The organism is Pantoea sp. GbtcB22 (assembly GCF_019091025.1).
GTDB lineage: Bacteria > Pseudomonadota > Gammaproteobacteria > Enterobacterales > Enterobacteriaceae > Pantoea > Pantoea leporis.
In genome coordinates, this window is the sequence record NZ_JAGXKB010000489.1 from 1 (window position 1) to 252 (window position 252).

Annotated in this window: 1 protein-coding gene; it reads right to left on the minus strand. The window is 76.2% G+C overall.

The features are described 5' to 3' along the window. Window positions 1-252 (minus strand): alanine racemase (locus tag KVT28_RS25805; protein WP_217551100.1); only part of this gene is annotated, 252 nt, incomplete at both ends.

Below are 252 nucleotides of genomic sequence, written 5' to 3' on the forward strand. Positions count from 1 at the left end.
CGCGATCTCGGGCAGCCGCTCAGGACCGTCGGCCGCGTAGGCGTGGCCGGCGTGCGTGAACAGCCCGCGGAGCTCCAGCCCCGGCAGCCGATCGATCAGCTCCGCGGGCGCAACCGCCCGCTCCCCCGGCGGCAGGCCGGCCCGGGCCAGGCCGCAGTCGATCTCGATCAGCAGCGGAATCGTCACACCGGCCTTGCGCGCGACGTCCGACATACCCTCGGCCGCGACCGGGTCGTCGACGCCGGCGGCGAC